Raw genomic sequence first — 15,315 nt, forward strand, 5'->3', positions numbered from 1 at the left:
CCCTGCGCAGGCTATCGGCGAACCCCGAGGGCGTGACCGCGCGCTCAGGCCGGCGACGACACGCGTTCGGACACGACCCGGGAGGAGCCGCCGGGCACCATGGTGACCCCGTAGAGGCAGTCGGCTGCCTCCATGGTGCGCTTCTGGTGGCTGACGATGAGCAGCTGGGCCTCGGTCCGGAACTCGTGCAACAGGCCGAGGAAGCGGTGGAGGTTCACGTCGTCGAGCGCGGCCTCGACCTCGTCCATCACGTAGAAGGGGCTGGGCCGGCTGCGGAAGACCGCGAACAGGAACGCCAGCGCGGTGAGCGAACGCTCGCCGCCGGAGAGCAGCGAGAGCTTCTTGACGTTCTTCCCCGATGGCTTGGCCTCGACCTCGATGCCGGTGGCCAGCATGTCGTCGGGTTCGGTGAGGCGGAGCCGTCCGGTGCCGCCGGGGAACAGCGTCTCGAACAGCTGGGCGAAGTTGGCCGCGACATCGGCATACGCGTCCGAGAAGATGTCGACGATCTCGGCGTCGATGGCACGGATCACCTTGGCCAGGTCACGGCGGGTGGACTTGACGTCGTCGAGCTGTTCCTCGAGGAACGTGTGGCGCTCCTGCAGCGCCTCGTACTCCTCGAGCGCCAGCGGGTTGATCGGGCCCATCAGCCGAAGCTCGCGCTCGAGCTCGCGCACCCGGGCCGCGGCGGTGACACCGTCGGCGAGCGGAGGGCACTCGGCCTCGATGGCAGCATCGGGATCGACGTCGAGGTCGCGACGCAGGGTCTCGACCGCGGTCTCGATCCGCACCTTGGTCTCGGCGTCGGCCATCTCGATGCGGCTGATCCGCTCGCGGGTCTCCTCCAGCGCCTGCTCGACCCCGGCGCGCTCACGGCGGGTGGCGTCGAGATCGGTGGCCACGGATCGGACGGCATCGGACTGCTCCTTGCGAAGCTCGTGGAGCCGCACGAGCTGGGTCTCGACGAGGTCGAGACGCTCGGCGACCAGACCGGCGAGCCGGGTGGTGGCGGTGGCCCGGCGATCCATCTCGTGCTTGCGGGCGTTGGCCTCGTCGCGCTCGTGCTGGTCGCGGTCGAGCCGGTCGGTGATCTCGGCCCGGCGTTGGGTGAGCACCGAGCGTCGCTGCGCCAGACCCGCGGCGGCCACGTCGAGCTCGTGGCGGGTCGCGGCCAACGCCGTGGTGCGCTCGTCGAGACGGCTGCGGGCCTCGGCCAGGGCGCGACCTTGCTCGACCCGCTGGGCCTCTTCGTCCTCGAGGACCGGCAGGATCGCGGCCAGCTCGTCGCGACGGGCGGCTTCGCGCTCGAGGCGGGCGACCTGGTCGCGACGCTGGTTGTCGAGCGCCTCCCGCTGGGTGGTGGCGTCTCGCCGTTCGGTCTCGACGCGCTGGAGCCCGTCGCTGGCCGCGCTGACGGTGGCGTCGTTGGCGTCGAGCTCCTTGGCGACGGCGCGCTCGGCGTCGCGGGCGACGGCGAGCGCGGCGTCGGCAGCGTCGACGGCCGACCCGGCCCGCTCGACCTCGGTCGCGGCGGACTCGGCGTTGGCGGTGGCTTCGTCGAGCGCGGCGCGGGTGGCGCCCGACCCGGCCATGCCGATGCGCCAACCGGTGGCACTGAATCGGTCGCCGTCGCGGGTGACGACCACGGCCTGGGGGTTGGCGATGGCCAGGTCGACCGCCGCCTCCCAGCCGGTGTCGACCACGACCGCGCGCCCGAGGAGGTGATCGAGCAGCGCCTCGACGTCGCGGTTGTCCGAGCGCACGTGGGACCGCACCGGCTGGCCGACGGCGACCGGGGCCGTGGTCGCCGCGGCGGGGACCGCGGCCCCGAGTGCGAGCACCGCGCCCCGGGCCTGACCGTGGTGGAGGGCTTCGAGGGCCCGACGGCCGGCGTCGAGACCGTCGACGACCACCGCGGTGAGCGCGTCGCCCACGGCGGCCTCGAACGCGGCTTCCCACCCCTGGTCGACCTCGACGACGTCGAGGAGCGTGCCCACCACGCCGGCGATGTCGGCCAAGCGTTCGGCGCCGGCCCTGGCTCTGGCCTCGTCGAGGGCGAGCGACAACGCCTCGGCGCGGGCGGTCCAGCGGTGGCGTTCGGCCTCGGCGTCGCGGCGGGCGGTCGTGGCCCGCTCGAGCGTTTCCTCGGCCTCGGTCCGGCGTCGCTCGGCGTCGTCGAGGCGAGCGACGATGGGCTCCTCGGCGTCGGTGGCCGCCGACAGCTGCTCGCGGAGCCGCGCCGCCTCGGCGTCGAGCTCGGATGCTCGTTGGGTGAGACGGGCCAGGCTCTGGTCGAGGTGGGCGAGGTCGGCCTCGCCCTGCTGGATCGATCCGTTGAGCCCCGACAGCTCGCCCCTGACCTCGGCGGCACGGCCCGACGGCTCGGCGACTCCGTCGCCCCAGTCGGTGTCGAAGCGCTCGCGGTCGGCGGCGAGCCTGGTCTCTTGGTCGGCGAGGTCGTCGAGCTGGGGTTGCAGGGAACGTTCGGCCTCGTCGACCTGGGCCAGCTCGTGGTCGAGGCGAGCGGCTTCGGATTCGAGGTTGGCGATCACGGTGTGGTCGACCATCGCGGTGCGTTCGCGATCGATTCCCCGGGTGCGCTCGAGCAGCACCGCGTGCAGGCCACGAGCCCGCTCTCGCAGCGACTCGAAGCGCGCCAGGTCGTTGCCGAGGTCGTCGCCGCCGGCGGCGGTGAGTCGAGCCTCGGCCGCCATGACCTCGGTGTCGAGACGAGACAGGGTGCTGCGGTGCTGTCGCTCGGCCTCGGCCAGCTCGGCACGGGTGGCGGCATCGGCGTCGAGCTTGGCTCGCAGGGTGGCCAGCTCGCGTCCGGCCACGTGCACCTGCAGCGCGTGCAGCTCGGCCACGACGTCACCGTGGCGTCGGGCAGCGTCGGCCTGACGCTCGAGGGGTCGCAGCTGACGACGGACCTCGCGCAGCAGGTCCTGGATGCGCAACAGGTTGCCCTCGGTGGAGGACAGCCGGCGTTCGGCCTTCTCCTTGCGGCGCCGGTACTTCAACACACCGGCCGCCTCTTCGATGATGAAGCGCCGGTCCTCGGGTCGGGCGTTGAGCACGCCGTCGATCTGTCCCTGGGACACGATCACGTGCTGTTGACGGCCGACCCCGCTGTCGGAGAGGAGCTCTTGGATGTCGAGGAGCCGGCAGGGGACACCGTTGATGGCGTACTCGCTCTCGCCGGTGCGGAACAGGATGCGGGTGAGGGTGACCTCGGTGAAGTCGATCGGCAGCACCCCGGCGGTGTTGTCGATGGTGAGCGACACCTCGGCCCGCCCGAGGGCGGACCGCTTGGTGGTGCCGGCGAAGATGACGTCGTCCATCTTCTGGGATCGCACCGAGCTGGGTGCCTGGGCCCCGAGCACCCAGGCGATGGCGTCGACGACGTTGGACTTGCCGCTGCCGTTGGGGCCGACCACGACGGTGATACCGGTCTCGAGGTCGAGCGAGGTGGTCTCGGCGAAGGACTTGAAGCCCTTCAGGGTCAGGTTCTTGAGGAACACTCGGTCTCCGGACCTGATGCCGGCGTACCGGCGACGTGACGGGTGATGGCCCCGAGGCTAGCGCCGACCGCGACCCGCCTCGGTGACCACCCGGCGCAGGGACGAGCGCGGCCACAGGGGTGGGCGGGGATCAGACCTGGCACTCCTCGCACATGTAGGTGGTGGTGCTGCCGGAACGAACCTTGACGATCGGCACCCGACACCGACGGCAGGCCAGCTTCTCGCGTCGGAACACCTTCACGTGCTGTTGGTACTCGCCGGACTTGCCGTGCAGATCGACATAGGAGTCGCCCTCGAGCGAGGTGCCGCGGTACTTGATGGCATCGTGCAGGGTCTCGACCAGCGCCCGGTAGAGACGGCGGATCTCCTGGGTGGTGAGCGACCCGGCCACGCGGTCGGGGCGAAGACCCGCGGCGAAGAGGATCTCGTCGACATAGAGGTCGCCGAGGCCGGCGAGCACGGTCTGGTCGAGCAGGAAGGCCTTGAGCTTGACCTTCTGGCCGCGCAGCATCTCGGCGAAGAGGGTCCACGACACCGGTGTCTCGACCGGATCGAGCCCGAGCGTGCCGAGCCCGGGAAGCTCCGAGGCGAGGTCGTCGGCGGCGATGACCGACATGGAGAGGGTGCCGCTGCGGTCGCCGAAGCGGAGCTGGCCGCCCTGGGTGAAGGCCATGATGACCTGGGTGTCGGGGTCGACCGGCTCCTTGGGAGTCGTCTTTCGTATCCATCCGCCGCTGCCGAGGTCGACGACCAACACCTCGCCCGAGTCGAGGGCGAACAACAAGATCAGTCCCTTGCGGCTGACACCTCTGATCTTGGCGCCCTCGAGCTTGGAGCCGAAGTGCTTCTTGTTCGGGTGTCCGGTGATGGCGCCCATGGTTCCGGGCACCTCCACCGACTTGACGCGCTTGGTCGAGATTTCCTTGTCGAGCTCCCGCCGGATGGTCTCGACTTCCGGTAGCTCACGCATCGGTGTCGCGCTCCCCTCGTTCGTTGGTGTCATCAGGGGCGATGCCCGCGGCCAGCGCGGCGAAGGCCACGCCGGCGGCGGCCTGCTCCGCCTCTTTCTTGGATCGACCCTGACCGTGGCCCCACACCTGCCCGCCGATGCGGACCTCGGCCCTGAACACCTTGGCATGATCGGGCCCGCGACCGACCACGTCGTAGACGGGCGCCTGGTTGTCGAACCGCATGGCCGCCAGTTCCTGGAGCCTGGTCTTGAAGTCGCCGTGTCCGGCCAGATCGTGCGACACCGGGATGTGGGACCCGATGGTCTCGATGACGACCTCGCGTGCCGCGGCCCATCCTCCGTCGAGGTAGACGGCGCCGAACACCGCCTCGAGGGCATCGGCGAGGATCGACGGTCGTGACCGGCCACCGGCTCCCTCCTCGCCCTTGCCGAGGCGAACCGCCTCTCCGAGCCCCAGGTCGAGACCGGCCTCGGCCAGGGTGGCGGCGCTGACCGCGGCCGCGCGGATCGGTGCCAGCTCGCCCTCGGGCCGGTCGGGCCAGCGCTGGTAGAGGTGCTCGGTGACCGCCAGCCCGAGGACGGCGTCGCCGAGGAACTCGAGACGTTCGTTGGACTCGGTGCCCGGGTGCTCGGCGCACCAGCTCCGGTGGGTCAGCGCCAGCTCGAGGAGCGCGCCGTCCCGGAACCGGTAGCGGAGCCGGTCGAGCAACCAGTCGAGGTCGGGTGCAGAGATCAGCGGCTAGCCCACTCGGGAGTGGATGTAGTCGACGGCGTCGCGGACCGTCTTGAGATCTTCGAGGTCTTCGTCGTCGATGCGGAACCCCACCGTGCGCTCGCCGAGCTCCTCCTCGAGCGCCTCGACCAGCTCGATGAGCGCGAGCGAGTCGGCTTCGAGGTCGTCGGCGAACGACTGGCCCTCGGCGATGGTGGAGGGGTCGATCTCCAGGATGTCGGCCAGGCGGTCGCGGATCAGCTCGAAGATCTCGTCACGACCGATCGGACCGTGTTCGACATGGGTCTCTGCTGGCACTCGGTGATACTCCCCGGGTCATCGGATGGGCATGACGCGGGGGATGGTAGCCCACGCGCCCTTGTGAGGTTGTGATTCGGCGGGACCGGGGCTGGTCGTGCCCTCAGGACCGGGCGACAGCGGTGCGGATCGACTCGACGAGGCCGGCCTGGACCATCTCGGCGGCGGTGCCCACGGCGTTGCGCATGGCCAGGGCCGAGGACGAACCGTGGCTGATGATGCACACGCCGTCGACACCGAGCATCAGCGCCCCGCCGGTGTTCTCGGGATCGAGCTGGGCATAGAGCGGCGAAAGCGCCGGCATGAGCGTGCTCGCGGCGTCGCGGGCCTCGTCGCTGGAGTCGAAGACACCGAGCAGCGCGCCGATGAGGGCCCGCATGCCACCCTCGAGCGACTTCAGGGTGACGTTGCCGGTGAAGCCGTCGGTGACGCACACGTCGGCGACCGACGCCATGAGGTCGCGCCCCTCGATGTTGCCGATGAACTGGGCCCCGAGGGCGTCCCAGTCGATGTCGACCAGCAGCTTGTGGGCATCTTTGACGAGCGCGTTGCCCTTGGTGGGCTCCTCGCCGATCGACAGCAGTCCCACCTTCGGGCACTCGACCCCGTAGCGGTCGCGGGAGTAGATGGCCCCCATCAGGGCGAACTGGACGAGCCACTCGGGCTGGCACTCGGAGTTGGCTCCCGCATCGAGCAGCACGCACGGCGCGCCGACGGGGTCGGGGATGGGGGTGGCGATGGCGGGGCGGGCGACGCCTCTGATCCGGCCCATGCGCAAGAGCGCGCTGGCCATGGTGGCGCCGGTGTTTCCGGCACTGACCATGGCTGAGGCCTTGCCGTCGCGCACCGCCTCGGCGGCACGCACCAGCGAGGAGTCCTTCATGCGCCGCACGCTGCCGCTCGGGTCGGCATCCATGGGGATCACCTCGGATGCCTCGATCACCTCGAGGGGACCGGGGTCGCGGATCTGGTCGGATCGCCCGACGAGCACGACGGGGATGCCGTCCTCCTCCTGGGCCTGGCGGGCACCGGCGACGATCTGATCCGGGGCGTGGTCGCCCCCCATGGCGTCGACTGCGATGGGCAGCACCTGGCGGACCTAGTCGACCTCGATGGCCTGGCGGCCCTTGTACCAGCCGCAGGCGCCGCACACGACGTGGGGCAGCTTCGCTGCGCCGCACCGGGGGCAGACGCTGCGCGACGGGGCGTCGAGCTTCCAGGCCGACGCCCGGCGGCTGCGGCTCTTGGCCTTGGAGGTCTTCTTCTTGGGGACAGCCATCTCGATGATCCTCAGGCACAGGGGCGGAAGCAGGCGGGCTCCCGCGGGGACGAACGTGGACGCCTCCGGCCGGTGGCCGGGCACAAGGAGGAGATGATAGCGGCCCAGGCCTCGCTGCGTCGAAGCCGCCGGCCCCCGCTCGGGCTCGGTGGGGGTCTCAGTCGTCGAAGCGGAGCTCGTCGAGGGCGGCCCAGCGGGGATCGGCCAGCCGGGACGGCGCGCCGTCGGGCTCGGCTTCGGGGTGCGCGTCGTCGGAAGGCTGGGCGGGGAAGTCGTCGGGGGCGGGGCCCCGACAGGTCTCGCTGCACAACGGCGCCAGCGGCAGCGCGAGCAGCAGCGACTCTCGCGCCGCAGCACCCAGATCGATCTCGTCGCCCTCGATGGGCCACACCTCGTCGTCGAGCGGCACCCGGGAGAACACCTCGTGCACATCGGACTCGAGCTCACCCTCGATGGGGTCCAGACAACGTCGACAGGTTCCGTGCCACCGGGCGGTCACGGTTCCGGTGAGGGTGAGGGTGCCGGGATCAGCGGTGGATTCGACCGTGAGATCGAGCGACGCGACGGTCCCAGCGTCGATGACCGAGCCCGAGACCTCGAGCGCCTCCACCGGGAGCTCGCGCTCGACGTGTCGGCGAGTGCCGGGACGCTGGAGCAGATCGCCGACCCCGAGGCGCAGCTCGCGCCCCTCGGTCATCGCTGATCCTGGTCGAAGAACACCGTGGTGGGTCCTGCCTCCTCCCCGCCGCGGTCTTCTTCCCCACCACCGTCTTCGGTCGCCTCGGCCGGGTCGGGGTCGTCGCTGAGGCCGGGACCCCCGAGCTTCGCGGTGCCCTGCAGCTTGGACCTGCCCTCGGCGACGGTGCGGGCGGTGCGTTCGAGGACGATCTCGAAGCTGGCCAGGCGCTGATCGCAGAAGTCCTCGATCTCGTGGCGCATGGCGCGGGCGTCGGCCTCGGCCTTGTCGACGACCTGGCGGGCCCGCGCCTCGGCGGCCTTGACGACCTCGGTTCGCTGCACCATCGCTCCGGCTCGGGCGCGAGCCTGTTCGATGATCTCCTCGCCCTCGCGACGGGCCTGGGCCAGGAAGTCGGCGCGCTCCTTGAGCAGCCAACGGGCGGCGCGCAGCTCCTCGGGGAGCCGGTCGACGGCGTCGTTGAGCATCTCGAGGATCTCGTCGCGGTTGACCATGACCGAGGTGGACAGCGGCATGGGGCGAGCCGAGCCGATGATGTCGGCCACGCGGCGAAGCATGGTCTCGGCCTCCATGGGCGGCTGGCCCGCCGGAAGGTCGGAGATGGGCTCGAGGTCGCTCGGTCGGTCGGTCATCGGTCGTCGCTCCACCGACCCTTCATGCGCTCGATCACCGCGGGCGGGACCATCGATGCGATGTCACCCCCGAAGCGGGCGATCTCGCGGATGAGGCGCGAGGCGAGGAAGGAGTGCTCCGATGCCGAGGGGATGAACAGGGTGTCGACCCCCGAGATGGCCTGGTTCATCTGGGCCATCTGCAGTTCGCTCTCGAAGTCCGACACCGCGCGCAGGCCCTTGACGATGAAATCGGCCTCCACCTCCCGGGCCAGGTCGACCACGAGGCTGGAGAACATGGTGACCCGCACGTTGTCGAGGTGGGCGAAGACCTCCTTGATCATCGCCTCGCGCTCGGAGAGGCTGAAGAGCGGCTCGCCCTTCTGGGGGTTGCGCATCGCGGCGACGATCACCTCGTCGAACAGGCGCGATGCCGTCTCGACGATCTCGAGGTGTCCGTTGTGGACGGGATCGAACGAGCCGGGGTACAAGACGACGGCCACAGCTGGCTACTCCGGGGGGTGGGGAGCGGATCGGGACAAGATGGTGACCACGGTAGCCCCGTAGCGCTTCTGACGAACCAACTCCCAGCCCGGAGGCGCCGCCACCCCGCGGTCGGACTCGCAGACCACCAGCGGGGCGGCACTGGCCTCGAGGAGCTCGTCCCACCGGTCGAACCGGTACGGGGGGTCGCACAGCATGAGATCGGCCGGCAATGCGTGGCCGAGGTAGGCGAAGGCGTCGGAGGGCACCACCTCGGCCCGGTCGGCGAACCCCAACGACTCGAGGTTCGCCTCGATCGCGGCCCGGGCCCGACGATCGTGTTCGACGAAACGCACCCGCGCGGCGCCTCTCGACAGCGCCTCGAGGCCCAGGGCACCGCTGCCCGCGAACAGGTCGACCACGGTGGATCCCGCGACGGCACCGAGCGAGCCGAGGGCGTTGAACAGCGCCTCGCGGACCCGGTCGGTCGTCGGACGGGTGTCGAGTCCGGTGGGTGCGCCGATGCGACGGCCACGGGCGACCCCGGCGACGATCCTCACCCGAGGGACGGTAGCGGCCCGGGCCGGGGACGGAGGAGGACCACGAGCAGGGCGCCGCGGACGGCGGCGTCGACCACCCACACGGCGAGGGCGACGCCGGAGAAGGTCCACCAGCCCACGACGAGGGCGGCCGCGGCCACGTTGCCGGCGAGCAACGACACCCACGAACGGGTGATGGCGAAGCCCCGGGCCTGGGAGCGGTGGTCGCGACCCCGCATGATCGGCCCCAGGTAGGCGAGGGCTCCGACCACGAGCTGGGCGATGCCACCGACGGCGAGCACGAGCCACAGGCGCCGGGGCAGCGGGTTCGATCCGAGGGCCTCGGCGGCCGCCCACCCGAGGGCGATCGCCCACCACACGAGGGCGGCCACCAGCTGGGCGAGTCGCGGTCCGGCCCACCGCCACTGACGCACCCCCAGACGGGGAAGCATCGCGACGGTGGCAACCATCGCCACCGCCGCGGCGGCGAGGCCGGCCGCGGCGATCGGTGTCCAGCGGCCCGCCTGGCCGACCGCAGCCGTCGCCACCCCGGCCCCCAGCAGACCGAGTGCAGCTCGGGCACGACCGGGCCGGTAGCGGGGCGACATCCGCGTGCGGGCCTCGGTGGCGAAGAACGTGGGGAGGGTGGCCGCGACGACCACGCCGACCAGACCGAACACGTTGATGAGGGTGTGGGCATCGCGTGCCGCGACCGGTTCGAGCGAACCGTCGAGGGCGAGGAGCAGGCCGAGCCCGCTCCCGGCCAGACCGAGGGCGATGGCCAGGAGGTAGCCGTCGATCGACGGGAGGAAGCGCTCGATCACCGCGGTGCGACGGATCCGGACGAGCAGGAGCGCGAGCAGGGCGAGCGCGGTCAGGATCGCCGCTCCCCCGGCGGCCACGACCCATGGCGTGGACCCCATCTCCTGCCCGACGACCAAGGCGACGACACCGGTGGCCAGAAGCCACCGTTGCGTGCTGACCAGTCGGGTCGGCGGCGGCGTCGCGGCCGACCAGGTGATGGCGAAGAGCTGGGTCGTTGCCGAGATCGCGCTCAGGACCCCGCCGAGCAACAGGAGGTGCAGTGCCATCCACCACCGCTGGGACCCCGCGGCGAGGGCGACCACTGCGGCGGCGACCACGAAGAGTGCGGCCAGACCCAGGGTGGGCCCGGCCTGCCGGTGGGCCGTGGTGACCCGTCCCGGCGCGCCCTTGGGACGGCCTGAAGGATCGGGACTCTCGGCCCTGGTGGCCTTCTCTGTCATCAGCTAGAACTATGCCATGCCCGACATCCAGCAGCAGGCCCGAGCACTCGGCGATCCCACCCGCCACGGCATCTTCCGTTACCTGGCCGATGCGGAGCGACCCGTCGGGGTGGCAGAGCTCACCGCGCACTTCGGGCTCAACCACAACGCCATCCGTCAGCACCTGGCCAAGCTCGACGACGCCGGCCTGGTGGTGAGATCGGTCGCACGCCATGACGGGCCCGGCCGCCCTCCGCTGGTCTTCGAGGTCGATCCCACCGCCGGAAGTCGCTGGGACGTGACCGGCCCCTACGAGCGGTTGGCCCGCTGGCTGGCCGAGATCATCCGTACCGGGGACAGTCCCCGGGAGGTGGGTCGCCGGGCCGGTGCCAGCCAGGTGCTGGTGGGCACCGAGGCGCCCGACGGCCTGGGCGAGCTGGTCGATCAGATGACCCGGCAGGGCTTCGATCCCACCCTCGACGACCGGCCCGGGGGGCTCGACGTGGTGCTGCAGAGCTGCCCGTACGAAAGCACCGCGCTCGCCGACCCCGACACGATCTGCAACCTGCACCTGGGGTTCGCCGAGGGCGTCGCCGAGCGCGTGGGTGGCATCGCCATCGGCGGCCTGCACCCCCACGACCCTCGCCAGGCGCGCTGTCGGCTCCGGGTCCGGACCGGCTCGGAGGAAGCAGGCCGATAGACGGCCGCCGATTCGGGACCTTCGGCCCTTCCGGCCGAATCAGCAGTTCTTCCAGACTTCACTAGAAGAACCTCTGATAGGAGAACCCGATGACCGCACCCTCCACCTCCTCCCGCGACGCGTGGCCGATCGTGACCGCAACGCTGGCCGTGTTCGCGCTGATCGTCGCCGGCATCGCGCTCGTGGCCAACACCAACGACGGCACCACGACCGAGACGGCGGCCGCCGCCGGCTATGACGGACCGGCCCTCGAGGTGGACGTCGAGCTGGGCGATCTCTACATCGAACCCGCCGTCGTCGAGGTCGAGGCCGGTCGTCCCCTCGTGCTGCACGTGACCAATGCCGGGGCGATGGCCCACGACCTCGCGCTGGAGAACGGCGAGGCCACCGCCATGCTCGATCCCGGCGAGTCCGAGACCCTCGAGGTGGCCGGTCTGTCGCAATCCACCGTCGGGTGGTGCACCGTGGCCGGCCACCGCGAGTCGGGCATGGAGATGACCTTCGAGGTGTCGGGCGGCGACGGCACCTCCACCGCGCCGGTCGGCGCGACGGCCGACGATGCAGGCGATGACGGGGGCGATCACGCCACGCTGGGGGCCAACCCCGAGTGGGACGGCGAGTTCACCCCGTTCGATCCGGCGCTGGAACCCGCACCCGGTGGTACCGAGCACGAGATCACCCTGCGGGCGACCGAGACCCAGATGGAGGTGGCCCCGGGGGTGTTCCAGGAGGTCTGGACCTTCGACGACCAGGTGCCCGGCCCGATCCTGCGGGGCTCGGTCGGCGACCTGTTCACCGTGACCCTGGTCAACGACGGCGAGATCGGCCACTCGATCGACTTCCACGCCTCCAAGGTCGCCTGGAACGACGAGATGCGCACCATCGCCCCGGGCGAGTCGCTCGTCTACCAGTTCCAGGCCGACCACGCCGGGATCTTCATGTACCACTGCGGTACGGCCCCCACGCTGCACCACATCGGCAACGGCATGTTCGGGGCCATCATCATCGATCCGCCCGAGCTGCCCGAGGTCGATCGTGAGTACGTGTTCGTCCAGAGCGAATGGTACCTCGGCCCCGACGGCGCCCCCGGCGATCTGAACAAGATGACCGACGACAACTGGGACCTGGTGGTCTTCAACGGCCGCTGGAACCAGTACGCCCACCAACCGATCCGGGTGGAGACGGGCGAGTCGATCCGGGCCTGGGTGCTCGATGCCGGGCCGTCGGAGAACTCCTCGTTCCACATCGTCGGCACGATCTTCGACACCGTCTACAAGGAAGGCGCATATCAACTCCAGCCCGGCCCCGGACAGGGAGGCGCCCAGGCGCTCGATCTCCAACCGGCACAGGGCGGGTTCGTCGAGTTCGACTTCGCCGAGGACGGGCTCTACCCGATCGTGACCCACAAGTTCTCCAACGTGGGCAAGGGTGCGCTGGGCTTGTTCCAGGCCGGCGAGGTCGAACCCGCCGAGGACGCTGCCCACTGACCGATAAGGTCACCCGCATGGAACCCGAGGCGACCATCGACTGCATCGACTGTGGCGGGACGTGTCACCTGATCACTCCCCCGCCCGAGGAACGACGGTGGCAGCCGGGCGACGTCGCGGTCTACCGCTGCGAGGACTGCAACGACCGCTGGGACCTGATCCTGCCCGACGAGGACGACCTGCGCGGCGACCGGTGGGAGCCCGACCAGATCTGATCGCCGCCGCGATGGGTCGCCGACGCGCTCTGTGGGCGCGAAGGTGCTGCACCACGACACGTTCGCGCCCGGAGAGCTCTTGCAGCCATCAGCTGTCGAGGCCTGCTCGTCGTCGCAGCCACCGCCACTGCAGGTAGCGGCGGCCGACCGCGGCCATGTAGGTGAGCCCCAGCGCGCCGACGAACGAGCCGACGAACCAGTTCCAGAACAGGATCATCAACAACCCGACCCAGAACACGGCGAAGCCGAGCATCGAGTCGATGATCAGGATCGAGCGCCAGTTGCTGGCGTAGATCGCGGGGTTGGCCCACTTGCCGGTGGGCTCGAACTCCTCGTCGCCGTCGTCGCCGGGGCCTTGGGCTCGATCGGGGTCGGTCATGACTTGAGCAGGTACTCCGAGGTGTCGTCGTCGCCGAGGAACAGCTCGAGCTCGGCCGCCAGACCACGGTGGGCGTCATCGACCAGCTCGGGATCGTCGTCGACCATCTCGATGGCGATCGCTCGGGCCCGCTCCACCCAGTCTCGGTCGCGGCGCAGCGACGCCAGCTTGAGGTCGTTGCGGCCCTTCTGCCGCTCCCCCATCAAGGTGCCCTCCCCGCGGAGGTCGAGGTCGACCTCGGCCAGCTCGAAGCCGTCGGTCGAGCGCACCAGCGCCTCGAGGCGGGCGCGCCCGTCGGGGGTCGTGGCTGCTCCCACCAGATAGCACCACGACTGTTCGGCGCCACGGCCCACTCGACCTCGGAGCTGGTGCAACTGGGCGATGCCGAACCGGTCGGCGTCGAGGATCACCATCACCGTGGCGTTGGGGACGTCGACCCCGACCTCGATGACGGTGGTGGCCACCAGCACGTCGAGCGCTCCCGAGCGGAACAGCTCCATCGTCTGCTCCTTCTCGGCCGGCGACACCCGCCCGTGCAACAAGCCCACCGACAAGCCGGCCAGCTCGTCGGAGCGGAGGCGCTCGAAGGTCTCCTCGGCCGAGGCCACCTCGAGCTTCTCGGATTCCTCGACCAGCGGGCACACCACATAGGCCTGGCGTCCGGCGGTGACCTCGGCCCGCACGGTGTCCCACATGGCGGCCTCGGCGCCGCTGACCTGGCCGTCGATCTCGCCGTCGGGTCGGGTCTGCACCCACTCGGTGACGACGGGGGTGCGCCCGGGGGGCAGCTCGTCGAGCACGGACACGTCGAGGTCCCCGTAGACGGTCATGGCCGCGGTGCGGGGGATGGGGGTGGCGGTCATGACCAGCACGTCGGGGACGGTGCCGTCGGTGTTGGCGGCGCGCAGCGCGGCCCGCTGGTCGACCCCGAAGCGGTGCTGCTCGTCGATGACCACCGCGCCCAGGTCGGCGAAGGTGACCCCCTCCTGAATGAGGGCGTGGGTCCCGACGAGCAGGTCGACCTCGCCGGCGCCGAGTCGTTCGAGCATCCGGCGGCGCTCGGCGGCGCTGGTGCGGTTGGTGAGCAGTTCGACCGCCAGCGGGCGGGTGGCGAACAGCGACGCCTCGCCGGCCTCGACCTCGAACCCGTCGAGGAGCCCACGGATGCCGAGCCAGTGCTGTTCGGCCAGCACCGAGGTGGGGGCCATGAGCGCACCCTGGTGGCCACCTTCGATCGCGACCAGCAGCGCGGCGACGGCCACCACCGTCTTGCCGGCCCCGACGTCGCCCTGCAGCAACCGGTGCATGGGATGGGGTCGGCCGAGATCGTCGATGATCTCGTCGACGACACGGCGCTGAGCACCGGTGAGGGGGAACGGCAACTGTCCGAGGAACCGGTCGAGCTGGGCGAGGTGGGTGGTGTCGTGGGCGATGCCGGGCGACTCGGCCTCGAGGCGACGCTTGCGCTGCACCAGCGCGAGCTGCACCCGCAACAGCTCGTCGAACACCAACCGGCGACGGGCCCGTTCGGCTGTGCCCAGCGTGTCGGGGGTGTGGATGCCCCGGAAGGCGGCGGTGCGGCCGACCAGGTCGAAGCGGGCACGCACCTCAGCGGGCACGGGCTCGGCGAACTCGCCGGCGCGGTCGAGCACCTCGTCCATCCACCGTGCCAGGTCCCATGACATGACCCTGACCTTCTCGGACTGCGGATAGACGGGGATGATCCGCCCGGTGCGGTCGCCGACGAGGTCGACCACCGGGTTGGTCATCTGCAGCCGGCCACCGAAGCGCTCGATCTTGCCGAACAGGATCGTGTTGGTGCCCGGCGGCAACTGCTTCTCGCGCCAGGGCTGGTTGAAGAACGACACCTTGAGGGTGCGGTCGCCGTCGCTGACCGTGGCGTTGACCATGGTCTTGCGGTTGCGGGTCCGGCGGGTCGAGATCGACCGCACGGTGACCAGGATCATCGCCTCGTCCCCGTCCCCGAGATCGGCGATGCGGGCCTGGCGACTGCGGTCGATGTAGCGACGAGGGTAGGTGGTGAGCAGGTCGAGCACGGTGTGGATGTCGAGCTCGGCCAGCGAGGCGGCCTTGGCCGCACCGACCCCCTTCAGCTCGGTGACCGGGATCCTGGCCAGCTGGACCAGTGTCCGGGCCACG

At 70.8% G+C, this 15,315-nt stretch carries 16 protein-coding genes; 3 read left to right on the forward strand and 13 right to left on the reverse strand.

The genetic code is table 11. The annotated features are described in order from the left end of the window. Window positions 1-44: 44 nt before the first annotated feature. The 11 genes from smc to U5K29_06435 all read right to left on the reverse strand — a co-directional run bounded on the left by smc (window position 45) and on the right by U5K29_06435 (window position 10,395). A complete protein-coding gene (gene smc, locus U5K29_06385) occupies window positions 45-3,521 on the reverse strand; it encodes a chromosome segregation protein SMC (GenBank protein MDZ7678159.1) in 3,477 nt (1,158 codons plus the stop codon). A 130-nt stretch (window positions 3,522-3,651) separates the two neighbouring features. Beyond that, window positions 3,652-4,491, reverse strand: coding sequence for a DNA-formamidopyrimidine glycosylase family protein (locus U5K29_06390; GenBank protein ID MDZ7678160.1), 840 nt, complete (start codon window positions 4,489-4,491; stop codon window positions 3,652-3,654). Beyond that, window positions 4,484-5,200, reverse strand: coding sequence for a ribonuclease III (gene rnc, locus U5K29_06395; GenBank protein MDZ7678161.1), 717 nt, complete (start codon window positions 5,198-5,200; stop codon window positions 4,484-4,486). Before rnc ends, U5K29_06390 begins: the two co-directional genes overlap by 8 nt. A gap of 30 nt (window positions 5,201-5,230) precedes the next feature. Beyond that, the gene (locus U5K29_06400; GenBank protein ID MDZ7678162.1) at window positions 5,231-5,521 is read right to left on the reverse strand and encodes an acyl carrier protein; all 291 of its coding nucleotides are present in this window, start codon (window positions 5,519-5,521) and stop codon (window positions 5,231-5,233) included. Between the two features lie 103 nt (window positions 5,522-5,624). Beyond that, window positions 5,625-6,611: a phosphate acyltransferase PlsX gene (gene plsX / locus U5K29_06405; GenBank protein ID MDZ7678163.1), complete on the reverse strand. Its 987-nt coding sequence runs from the start codon at window positions 6,609-6,611 to the stop codon at window positions 5,625-5,627. 9 nt (window positions 6,612-6,620) lie between these two features. Further along, the gene (rpmF, locus tag U5K29_06410) at window positions 6,621-6,800 is read right to left on the reverse strand and encodes a 50S ribosomal protein L32 (protein ID MDZ7678164.1); all 180 of its coding nucleotides are present in this window, start codon (window positions 6,798-6,800) and stop codon (window positions 6,621-6,623) included. A 157-nt stretch (window positions 6,801-6,957) separates the two neighbouring features. After that, complete coding sequence (locus U5K29_06415; GenBank protein MDZ7678165.1) at window positions 6,958-7,497, reverse strand: DUF177 domain-containing protein; 540 nt, start codon at window positions 7,495-7,497, stop codon at window positions 6,958-6,960. Then, complete coding sequence (locus U5K29_06420) at window positions 7,494-8,129, reverse strand: ATP synthase F0 subunit B (GenBank protein MDZ7678166.1); 636 nt, start codon at window positions 8,127-8,129, stop codon at window positions 7,494-7,496. The genes U5K29_06415 and U5K29_06420 overlap by 4 nt, the downstream gene beginning before the upstream one ends. Further along, window positions 8,126-8,611 (reverse strand): pantetheine-phosphate adenylyltransferase, encoded by a 486-nt coding sequence (gene coaD, locus U5K29_06425; protein MDZ7678167.1) that lies wholly within the window; start codon window positions 8,609-8,611, stop codon window positions 8,126-8,128. Before coaD ends, U5K29_06420 begins: the two co-directional genes overlap by 4 nt. 6 nt (window positions 8,612-8,617) lie before the next feature. Next, window positions 8,618-9,151, reverse strand: coding sequence for a 16S rRNA (guanine(966)-N(2))-methyltransferase RsmD (rsmD, locus tag U5K29_06430; protein MDZ7678168.1), 534 nt, complete (start codon window positions 9,149-9,151; stop codon window positions 8,618-8,620). Next, a complete protein-coding gene (locus U5K29_06435; GenBank protein MDZ7678169.1) occupies window positions 9,148-10,395 on the reverse strand; it encodes a hypothetical protein in 1,248 nt (415 codons plus the stop codon). The genes rsmD and U5K29_06435 overlap by 4 nt, the downstream gene beginning before the upstream one ends. A gap of 16 nt (window positions 10,396-10,411) precedes the next feature. Between U5K29_06435 and U5K29_06440 the strand changes: the two genes are divergently transcribed. The 3 genes from U5K29_06440 to U5K29_06450 all read left to right on the forward strand — a co-directional run bounded on the left by U5K29_06440 (window position 10,412) and on the right by U5K29_06450 (window position 12,776). Beyond that, complete coding sequence (locus U5K29_06440; GenBank protein MDZ7678170.1) at window positions 10,412-11,074, forward strand: helix-turn-helix domain-containing protein; 663 nt, start codon at window positions 10,412-10,414, stop codon at window positions 11,072-11,074. Between the two features lie 89 nt (window positions 11,075-11,163). Further along, entirely contained in the window at window positions 11,164-12,561 is a 1,398-nt protein-coding gene (locus tag U5K29_06445; protein ID MDZ7678171.1) for a multicopper oxidase domain-containing protein, read from the forward strand. Window positions 12,562-12,578: 17 nt separating this feature from the next. Further along, a complete protein-coding gene (locus U5K29_06450) occupies window positions 12,579-12,776 on the forward strand; it encodes a hypothetical protein (GenBank protein ID MDZ7678172.1) in 198 nt (65 codons plus the stop codon). Window positions 12,777-12,864: 88 nt separating this feature from the next. On the opposite strand, the gene U5K29_06455 is transcribed toward U5K29_06450, so the two are convergent. Then, window positions 12,865-13,155, reverse strand: coding sequence for a hypothetical protein (locus tag U5K29_06455; protein MDZ7678173.1), 291 nt, complete (start codon window positions 13,153-13,155; stop codon window positions 12,865-12,867). Then, complete coding sequence (gene recG / locus U5K29_06460) at window positions 13,152-15,314, reverse strand: ATP-dependent DNA helicase RecG (GenBank protein MDZ7678174.1); 2,163 nt, start codon at window positions 15,312-15,314, stop codon at window positions 13,152-13,154. The genes U5K29_06455 and recG overlap by 4 nt, the downstream gene beginning before the upstream one ends. Between the last annotated feature and the right edge of the window lies 1 nt (window position 15,315).

The sequence above is a fragment of the Acidimicrobiales bacterium genome (assembly GCA_034521975.1).
Lineage (GTDB): Bacteria > Actinomycetota > Acidimicrobiia > Acidimicrobiales > SKKL01 > SKKL01.

Bases quoted from the DNA above. Each gene is read 5' to 3' on its own strand.
- U5K29_06455 (MDZ7678173.1), bottom strand. From the start codon at position 13,155: ATGACCGACCCCGATCGAGCCCAAGGCCCCGGCGACGACGGCGACGAG.
- U5K29_06420 (MDZ7678166.1), bottom strand. From the start codon at position 8,129: ATGACCGACCGACCGAGCGACCTCGAGCCCATCTCCGACCTTCCGGCG.
- U5K29_06440 (MDZ7678170.1), top strand. From the start codon at position 10,412: ATGCCCGACATCCAGCAGCAGGCCCGAGCACTCGGCGATCCCACCCGC.
- U5K29_06445 (MDZ7678171.1), top strand. From the start codon at position 11,164: ATGACCGCACCCTCCACCTCCTCCCGCGACGCGTGGCCGATCGTGACC.
- U5K29_06435 (MDZ7678169.1), bottom strand. From the start codon at position 10,395: ATGACAGAGAAGGCCACCAGGGCCGAGAGTCCCGATCCTTCAGGCCGT.
- U5K29_06450 (MDZ7678172.1), top strand. From the start codon at position 12,579: ATGGAACCCGAGGCGACCATCGACTGCATCGACTGTGGCGGGACGTGT.
- U5K29_06390 (MDZ7678160.1), bottom strand. From the start codon at position 4,491: ATGCGTGAGCTACCGGAAGTCGAGACCATCCGGCGGGAGCTCGACAAG.
- U5K29_06415 (MDZ7678165.1), bottom strand. From the start codon at position 7,497: ATGACCGAGGGGCGCGAGCTGCGCCTCGGGGTCGGCGATCTGCTCCAG.
- rpmF (MDZ7678164.1), bottom strand. From the start codon at position 6,800: ATGGCTGTCCCCAAGAAGAAGACCTCCAAGGCCAAGAGCCGCAGCCGC.